The organism is Candidatus Effluviviaceae Genus V sp. (genome assembly GCA_014728125.1).
GTDB lineage: Bacteria > Joyebacterota > Joyebacteria > Joyebacterales > Joyebacteraceae > WJMD01.
The window spans coordinates 1-7,976 of the sequence record WJMD01000148.1 but is presented as its reverse complement, the minus strand read 5'-3'; the positions used below and the strand labels follow the sequence as shown (position 1 = coordinate 7,976).

The window sequence follows — 7,976 nt, the reverse complement described above, 5'->3', positions numbered from 1 at the left end:
CTTCGTCTCGTGTCCGACCTTCTGCTTGCGGTACATCAAGACTACCCCCCGGATCTAAAGAACCAAGGCCGGTTTCGTCTCCTTCGGGCCTGACGGGCTCCCGTCGAGCTCGAGCTCGTAGCTCTCGCCGATCAGGAGGTCCCCGTCCTCGTCATAGACGAGCACCTTCAACCGATCATAGTAGCCCACCCCCCCACTGTATGGGATGAACGCGCTGACCGTCTGGTCGTCCCGGTACAGCAGACGCGTTCCGTCCCGGTAATCTTCCGGCTCGCCGTTCACCAGCTCGGCGTCCCAGGGATAGGCACCGGGACGTCCGCCGGACGTTGACGATGCGACCGCGAAGGCGTAGCCCCGCGCCCGCTCGTAGGTGACGTTCGGGTTCACGAACTCGAACACGACCCTCAGGCCCCGCTCGGGGCTCTCCTTCCACTCGTAGACGACGGTCTGCAGAACGATCTCGGGCTTGACCTCCTCGACCTCGTCCGCCTCGTCGCGCACGGCGAGCCCCCGAGACCTCGCGGCCTCGCTCGGGACGCTGCCGTCGGTCGAGCCCGTGCCGCGCTCACCCGCATCCGCCTCGGCCTGGGCCTGTTCCCGGCCGGCCTCGCTCCCGGAGCATCCGGCGCCCAGTGCGACCACGGCCGCGAGCGCCGCGGCGAGCGCCGCGCGGCAGGCGGCGCGTGCGTTGTCCGATCTGCTCATTGCTCACTCCCGAACAGCACGTCAGTTGACCGTGTGTGTCTCACCGTCGATCGTATACTCGACGACGCGGACGTTGAGTCGGTTGAAGAACGGCGCGATGGCGACAGCCAGATCTCCAACCCGGCCGTTCTCGGCGGCAGAGTCGGCGAACTTGATGTGGGTCGCATCGACGCTTCCCCGGCCGACCGTCGCATCGAGCGCGTACCAACCGTCGCCGGTCCAGACCTCTACCCACATGTGGTAGGCGAACCGTCCGTCGGCGTGGACGATGCCGGAGACCAGCCTGGCCGGTATGCCGACCGAACGTGCCATCGCCGCCGTCAACACGGCGTGTTCGCTGCAGTCGCCTTCCTGACGCTCGATAACCTCTCGGGCGGAGGCCAGGGCGGTACCGAATCCCTTGTTGTCGATGATCCGGAAAACCCAGGCCTCGATGCCGACGGCTCCGAGCCACGCGTCCTGCCCTGTCTCCCAGACAGACTTCGACGCCGCCCCGAGGATTCTCAGGTACCACGTCTGCATGAGCGAGTTGCCTTCGAGGTACTTCTCGAACTCCGCGCCGCGAACCGGGAACGTCACGGTCCTGGTCGAGTCGGGAACCACTCGTCTCACTCTCAGGAGAATGCCGCGGTCGGTCGTGCCCTCGATCGTCTGCCGAGCATCCTCCGGTATGCGTCCCGCCATCTCAGCCCCATCCTCGAGCCACAGCTCATAGAGGGCCTCGTCGACGGCGTAGGGCTCCAGGATATCGGCATTCGTCTTGATCATGGTCGAGGCGACCAGATCGGTCGCCTCTCTGGAAGCCTGAGCCGACTCCCGGGTCGTCCTGGCGGCGGCCACCGAGAGTTCCGGCGCCTCCATCTTCCAGAGCCGTCCCGCGTCATCTCTCCACTCGACGAACTCGACGCCGGGATACGACGGCGTCACGAGACGTATCTTATGCAGGGACCGTGCCTCACCGAGCAATGTAACGGTCTCGGATCCAAGAACCTCGACGTCATACTCCACGACGGCCTCGAGCTCGGGGTCGAACGTGGCGAACGAGTAGGTCGTCCCCTCCGTTCCGGCGTGTTCCGCGTGCAGCTGCCTGATGGCGAACGGCCAGAGAAGGTCCTCGTCGAACGGAAGGCTGGTATGGGTCGCGTCCTCACCCGTCGCCTTCCTCAGCTTGATGACGCCGTCGTCCACCGTGGCGTCGAGCGTCGTCTCCTCGACCGCGAGCCTCGCCGTCGACCGGTAGCTCAGGGGCTCGCCGGTCGGCGTCTCGGCCCAGCGCTCCCTGCCGTCGATCAGAACGGGCCTCCCCATGCGCTCAACGACGATCCGCGACTCGACCCCGGTGACGATGCTCGTCGGCCGGGTCTCCGTCACCTCGTGAACGTACCCGACCGGCGACCCGGCGAGCACGGTCTCGAACCAGATGTCGCTCAGTACCTCCGCGCTCGCGAAGGGCGCAACGACCAGGAGTGCGATCAGCGAGAGGACAAAGGGAGAACGCCGGATCACACGCTACCTCCTTGATGTGGGCTGCAGGCACGCCGTCCGTCAGTCGCAGGTGGCGCCGATCTCTATGCGGGCCTCCTCGAGGGCCCGCTCTCTGCCGCGGAGATGGTAGAGCTCCATCTCGAGACTCCGGAGCTGTGAGCGGAGATTCGGATCCTCCTTCATGTTCATCTCGGCCTTCGTGCCCTTGATGAGTTCCTCGACATTCGCTATGTCGTTTCGGATCTCGGCGAGCTCGTCGCAGAGGATCTTAGGGTCGCTCGGAACCTCCTCGTTCGCTCCCCCGGCCGTCGCGGCGCATCCGGCGACAAGCGGCAGGCAAAGAGCGACAAGCACGACGAGCCGCAGTGCTGAGGCGGCTGCTCTCATCTGGTACCTCCATTCGAGCGGACGAGATCCGCGGGGCGGGCCGCGTCGCGTGGTCCACAACGCGTCAGGCGATGGTCGGCATGGTTCGTGCAATCTCATTGTAGGTCCGGCCGAAAGGGGTGTCAAGCCGGGCGGGACGGGACGGAGACCGCCCGGAAGACGGTCGGGCATCCGCACAGGGAGGCGGAGCGACCGGGCGGACCATCCGATGAACCGCCGCTTTCTTGACATGTCGGGAAGCCCCTGACAGAATAGAGGTGTGCAGGCTGTTCTCCGTCGGCTTCCAGGCGAGAAGAAAGGGAACGAGCGGGTCCCATGCAGCGCTGGTATGAGTTCGAGACCGACATAGCGCGGATCGCCGCGCGACTGACCAGCGACGAGGTGCTCAAGGAGGACCTCACCCAGGAGATGCGCATCCACATCTGGCATGCGCCCGAGGGCAAGACGCGCTCGTGGTATCTCTCGGGAGCCCGTTGGCGGGCCGTCGACTTCATGCGACGGACGGCCATCGACTGTCCCGAGGGCGATCTCGACCGGCAGGTCATCCACTACGGGATCCTCGGCGACGTGGACCCCCAGGTCCTGCGCATCATACCCGCCGACTGGCACGAGCTGCTCCTGACCGAGCCGCTCGAGACCGTCCCCGAGGCGGTGACGCTCTCCATCGAGGTCCACGAGGCGATGGAGAGCCTCACGGAGCGGCAGCGACAGATCGCCTACGCACTGGCACAGGGGTTCACGCGAATCGAAGTCGCGGAGGCTCTCGGCATCTCGAGGAGGACGGTGGCGAACGAGCTCGTGAAGATCAGGGCGGCTCTGAGCGACGCCCGCGAGACCGTGTACCCAGGAAGAGCCTAGTGCAAGGGGACTTTCCGCGCCGGTCATCCCTCTGACGGGTCCCTCAGCGACACGACGGCAGAAAAGGCAAGAAAGTACTGCACACTTCGCGGTGTTTCCGGCGTTGTAGAGTATGAAGGGGCCAAAAGGCCCCTGTTTCTTTGAAGGGGCCCTTGTGGGCCCCTTTCGTGCTCTCGGGGCCTTCCGTTGGGCCTCACAGGCGCAGGGGGAACCTCCGGAGAGCCTTCCTGTGCAGTCTCCCGGGGCCCGGCGGGGAAAAACAAAAAAAACCGCTGCACACTTCGCAGCGGTTCCGGCGTTGTAGATTATGCAGGGGCGAAAGCCCCTGTTTCTGTTGCCCGGCGGGGGCCATGAGGCCCCCGTTTCGCGTGGTCCCCGGTTCGGACGAGAGGCTCTAGTCGGTCGAGCCTCCTCCGGACCAGACCGCCGCGAGCTCAGCCCGCTCCTCTTCCGGCACATCCGACGACGCGCTCGGCCCCCCCGGCTCCTCTTCCCTGACGAAGTAGGACACGACGGCATTCAGAGCACGCTCCAAGGACACGCGGTCGGACACGACGATCGGGTTGTTCCGGCCGTCCCCGACCGTGACGGTGAAGCTCTCAGGCGACCACGCGACGCGGGCCAGCCTTCGACCCGACAGCGCGAACTCGGCCGCCTCGTCACCGACCTCCGCCTCGATGCGCCCGTCCAGTCCGTCGACGCCCGAACGAAACAGCTCGAAGAGCGCCCTGACGCCCTCGGAACGGATGCCGGCCGCATCGGTATCCCCGCTGACGTCCGGCTCATCGTGAGGCTCGCTCCGTCCGCTCCGGGGCCCGGGTTCTGCGACCGCCGGCGTCACGTCCTCCAGAGCAACCGTCTCCTCGCCGTCGACCCGGAACGCCTCGGCGCGGAGCAACCTGACATCCCCGTCCCCGAGCGCAGCGAGAACCCCGATCACACCCGCCGGAACGCTCCCTGTGACGAACACGACGACGGGCTCATCGGGACGCGAGACACCGTCCCGGCCATACGCCTTCATGAAGAGCCGCCCGTTCGATTCGAGCCACGCGCGGTGCTCGAAGAGCCGTGCCGGGATCTGGCGCTCCTCCCCTGCGACCACGTCGACGAGAACCGGCCTGCCCTCCGGACCGGCCAGCACGAGGTCGATACCGGAAGGACCACGCGCATCGTCGTCCACCAGACGTGTTCCCTCCCCGAAAGCGTCAGGCTGCCCGGCCACCATGCGGCAGAGCGACCTGCGTCCCGGAAGGTCTGTCCGTTCGATGCTGTAGCTCATGGCTGAACCTCCTGCGTGCCGATGCGGCCTTCCGCACCGGTCGCACTCTCGCCCTCCCGGCTCGCAGCCAGCACGTTCGCCGCGACCTCCCGGAGCGACAGCGCCGCGACCGAGTCAGGCTCCGAGCGGACCACCGGTCCCCGCTCGCGCTGCCTGCTGCCGAGCCGGGGCTCGCGGCGCACGGCCCCGGCGAAGCGTATCTCCATATCCAACAGACGTCGACCGGCCTCCCGCATCTTCGCGGAAAACCGCTGCCCCTCCTCCGGGGCTTCGATGCCGTTGACAACGAGCTCAAGGTCAAACATGCCGGCCGACCGGAGCGCCGAGGCGGCCGCGTAGGCGCCGACGAAACCGTCGAAGCTCGGCTCGGCGACGAGGACCGGAGCGGCGACGAGCTGTGCGATCGGTCGCAGGATCTCCAGGCGGTCCGGCGCCACGTCGACGACCGCCAGGTCGATCGCGCGCCTGCCGGCGTCGGCCACGTCGACGTAGAGCGCCTCACCGGAAAGGGAGCCGTCGTCCGGCCCCGCGTGTCCGGATACCCAGTCGCCGACGAGCAGGCCCCCCTCCACAATGGTGGTGGGCGCCGGCTCTGCGCCGGTCAGATGACCGAGGTAATGTGCCGACGAGAGTCCGAGATAGAAACGGGCGTTTGGAAGCCGCCCGTCGGCGTCGAAGAGAGCGACGCGTCCCCAGGGAAGCAGTGCGTGGGCCAGGTTGACGGCGATCGTGGACGCGCCGGGGCGCCCGCCTCCCGTGACGGGCACGACCACCGTGCGGTTCCAGTGACCCTGATCGGCCCTCGACGTCGACGGGACCGGCACGGAACCCGTCGCGGACGCCTCCCCCGCCGCATCGCCGGCCTGTCCGGCCGGACCGGCGGCGCAGACCGTCGCGTCTGCGCGCGACCGCTCGTCGCCCTGCTCGGACGCGTCACTCCTGGAGAAGAAGAGGTGTGATACGTCTGCCAGCGTCTTCGGCGTTCTGTCGTCCTGCTGCCCGCTCATGTTGCCTTTTCCGAAGACCGGGTGCGTGTGCCGTCTCTCGGCCGCCGCAGGCGCGGCGGTCGCCTCACTTCCTCTGGTAGACCTCTACGATGCAGTCCTCGTTCGGCCTGATCCTGTTCTCGTTGGCCGGATCGGGCCGCCACGCGCCGTCGATGATGAACTTGTACAGGTGGCGCCCCGGCGACAGATCGAGCGTCGTGTGCCAGACGCCGTTCGACTGCCGGCTCAGCGGGACCGCGCGTGACCGGTCCCACTCATTGAAGCTGCCGACCAGCTCGACCTCGTTCGCCTCCGGGGCCACGAGGGAGAAGAGAACGCCCCCCTCGACGAAGTGCGGACCCGGCTGCGTCAGGATCCAGTCGTCCATCCCCTGCTCGAGGGGCGCGCCGTTGGAGCTCTCCTGAACCTCCTCCGGCGGCGATTCGAGCGACTCCTCCTCGGCCATGACCTCGCGGGCGAGCGTCTTGTAGTCCCGCGAGCCGCCACAGCTCTTCGAGTAGTGCGAGATGGCGACACCCCAGTTCGCCGCCTCGCGGAACCTGACGGTGCTGCGGATGACCGTGTCGTAGAGCTCGCGGCCGAACCTGACTCTCGCCTCCTCGAGGAACTCCTTCGAGAACCGGGTTCGGCGGTCGAACATCGTGATCAGCACGCGGACGCGCTTCGTCATCGAGAGCTGTTCCCTGACGAGGTCGATCGTCTCGACGACCTTCAGCGCGCCGTGCAGCGAGAAGAACGAGGGCTCCATGACGACGAGCGCCTCGTCACAGGCCACGACGGCGTTGAAGGTCAGAAGCCCGACGCTCGGAGGACAGTCGACGAAGACGTAGTCGTAGTCCCCCCTGCAAGCCTCGAGCTTCCATCGCAGCCTGTTCTCGCGATCGGGCTGCCCCGAGAGCTGCTGCTCGACTGCAGACAGCACGACGTTCGAAGGGACGACGTCGAGGTTCTCGGAGACGTGGTAGACGGTATCTGCAATCTGTGTTCCGGGATCCATGAAGACGTCGTAGGTACCGCGCTCGATGGCGTCCGTGTCGACGCCCAGACCGATCGAGGCGTGGGACTGTGGGTCGCAGTCGATCAGGAGGACGCGGCGCTCGGAGTCCGCAAGGTAGGTGGCCAGACTGATGGCGGTCGTGGTCTTCCCGCATCCACCCTTCTGGTTGACGATGGCGATCGAACGCATCGCAGTCTCCTCCACTCAAGAGAGAGCGACCGGCGCCGTTCTCACGGCGCCCGCCAGACAACACCAGGGGACGCCCCGGGCCGACGCTATGGCCGGGACACCGCACGCTGCGCGGGCTGTCAGGGATTGTGGACCCAAAGACGCTATCCAATCGGACGGGCCGTGTCAAGTTCTTCCCCGATCGTGCGGTGCCTTTCGCGCGGGACGAGACCGACTCTCCCTCAAGAATGCTCTTGACGCGCCGCCGAGGCCGGTGGTTCAGTTCTCATCGAAGCTGCCGCGCGGCGGTGCGGGGCGTGCGATAGGACGGAGGAGCGGGCGCGCGGAAGCAGGGGTAGGCAGACTCTCACCCCTTCGAGGGAGGAAGAGCATGAGACGAAGCATGCGGCTCCTCGCCGCCGTCGTCGGGCTGGCCGCCGGACTCCTGGCGTTCGGCACCGCGTCGGCACAGATCGAGGACCAGATCTCGGCGTACACTGGCGACAACGCGGAGGGCTACCTGCAGCCGCTGGCGGACGCGATCGGCGCAGACCTCAACGGCGGCCTCTGGTCGTCGGCCTACATACCGCCGGACGGATTCCACCTGAGCCTCGACACGCGCATCGTCGCGGTCCTCTTCTCCGACGACGACGAGACCTTCGACGCGACCACCGAGGAGGGCTTCTCTCCGGAGCAGACGATCGCAGCGCCGACCGTGGTCGGCTCAGGCGACGCGGTCGTCGTACAGGGGGACGGCGGGACGAGCTTCGCCTTTCCCGGCGGGTTCTCCCTGAACTCGTTCACGCTGGCCGTGCCGCAGGTCCGCATCGGGTCGGTCAGGGGCACCGAGGCGCTCATCAGGTACATCGCCCTCGACACGGGCGACGTCGAACTCGGCAACGTCAGCCTCTACGGTTTCGGACTCCGTCACAGCATCTCACAGTACATCGACGAACCCGTCCCGGCCGACATCGCGGCGGGCTTCTTCTGGCAGAAGTTCACCCTGGGCGATGAGCTCATCGACGCCACCGCCTTCACGGTCGGCGTGCAGGCCAGCAAGCAGCTGCCGGCCGGCGTCGTCCTGTTCGAG

The 7,976-nt window shown here is 67.0% G+C and carries 8 protein-coding genes; 2 read left to right on the top strand and 6 right to left on the bottom strand.

From position 1 onward, the window contains the following. Window positions 1-54: 54 nt before the first annotated feature. From GF405_09250 to GF405_09240, 3 genes are read right to left on the bottom strand one after another with little or no spacing between them, the layout of a single operon-like run. Entirely contained in the window at window positions 55-705 is a 651-nt protein-coding gene (locus GF405_09250; GenBank protein ID MBD3368337.1) for a hypothetical protein, read from the bottom strand. Window positions 706-726: 21 nt separating this feature from the next. Further along, window positions 727-2,211 (bottom strand): hypothetical protein, encoded by a 1,485-nt coding sequence (locus GF405_09245; GenBank protein ID MBD3368336.1) that lies wholly within the window; start codon window positions 2,209-2,211, stop codon window positions 727-729. A 39-nt stretch (window positions 2,212-2,250) separates the two neighbouring features. Continuing rightward, on the bottom strand, window positions 2,251-2,577 hold the full coding sequence (locus GF405_09240; protein MBD3368335.1) for a hypothetical protein: 327 nt from the start codon (window positions 2,575-2,577) through the stop codon (window positions 2,251-2,253). A gap of 315 nt (window positions 2,578-2,892) precedes the next feature. Between GF405_09240 and GF405_09235 the strand changes: the two genes are divergently transcribed. Then, a complete protein-coding gene (locus GF405_09235) occupies window positions 2,893-3,435 on the top strand; it encodes a sigma-70 family RNA polymerase sigma factor (GenBank protein MBD3368334.1) in 543 nt (180 codons plus the stop codon). 394 nt (window positions 3,436-3,829) lie between these two features. On the opposite strand, the gene GF405_09230 is transcribed toward GF405_09235, so the two are convergent. The 3 genes from GF405_09230 to GF405_09220 all read right to left on the bottom strand — a co-directional run bounded on the left by GF405_09230 (window position 3,830) and on the right by GF405_09220 (window position 6,907). Beyond that, entirely contained in the window at window positions 3,830-4,714 is an 885-nt protein-coding gene (locus GF405_09230; GenBank protein ID MBD3368333.1) for a hypothetical protein, read from the bottom strand. Further along, the gene (locus GF405_09225) at window positions 4,711-5,721 is read right to left on the bottom strand and encodes a hypothetical protein (protein MBD3368332.1); all 1,011 of its coding nucleotides are present in this window, start codon (window positions 5,719-5,721) and stop codon (window positions 4,711-4,713) included. The genes GF405_09230 and GF405_09225 overlap by 4 nt, the downstream gene beginning before the upstream one ends. 64 nt (window positions 5,722-5,785) lie before the next feature. Continuing rightward, complete coding sequence (locus tag GF405_09220) at window positions 5,786-6,907, bottom strand: AAA family ATPase (protein ID MBD3368331.1); 1,122 nt, start codon at window positions 6,905-6,907, stop codon at window positions 5,786-5,788. Between the two features lie 370 nt (window positions 6,908-7,277). On the opposite strand from GF405_09220, the gene GF405_09215 reads away from it, so the two are divergent. Continuing rightward, window positions 7,278-7,976 (top strand): hypothetical protein (locus tag GF405_09215; protein MBD3368330.1); only part of this gene is annotated, 699 nt, incomplete at its 3' end.

Coding starts and splice junctions, on each gene's coding strand:
- GF405_09250 (MBD3368337.1), bottom strand. CDS start 705: ATGAGCAGATCGGACAACGCACGCGCCGCCTGCCGCGCGGCGCTCGCC.
- GF405_09240 (MBD3368335.1), bottom strand. CDS start 2,577: ATGAGAGCAGCCGCCTCAGCACTGCGGCTCGTCGTGCTTGTCGCTCTT.
- GF405_09235 (MBD3368334.1), top strand. CDS start 2,893: ATGCAGCGCTGGTATGAGTTCGAGACCGACATAGCGCGGATCGCCGCG.
- GF405_09230 (MBD3368333.1), bottom strand. CDS start 4,714: ATGAGCTACAGCATCGAACGGACAGACCTTCCGGGACGCAGGTCGCTC.
- GF405_09225 (MBD3368332.1), bottom strand. CDS start 5,721: ATGAGCGGGCAGCAGGACGACAGAACGCCGAAGACGCTGGCAGACGTA.
- GF405_09220 (MBD3368331.1), bottom strand. CDS start 6,907: ATGCGTTCGATCGCCATCGTCAACCAGAAGGGTGGATGCGGGAAGACC.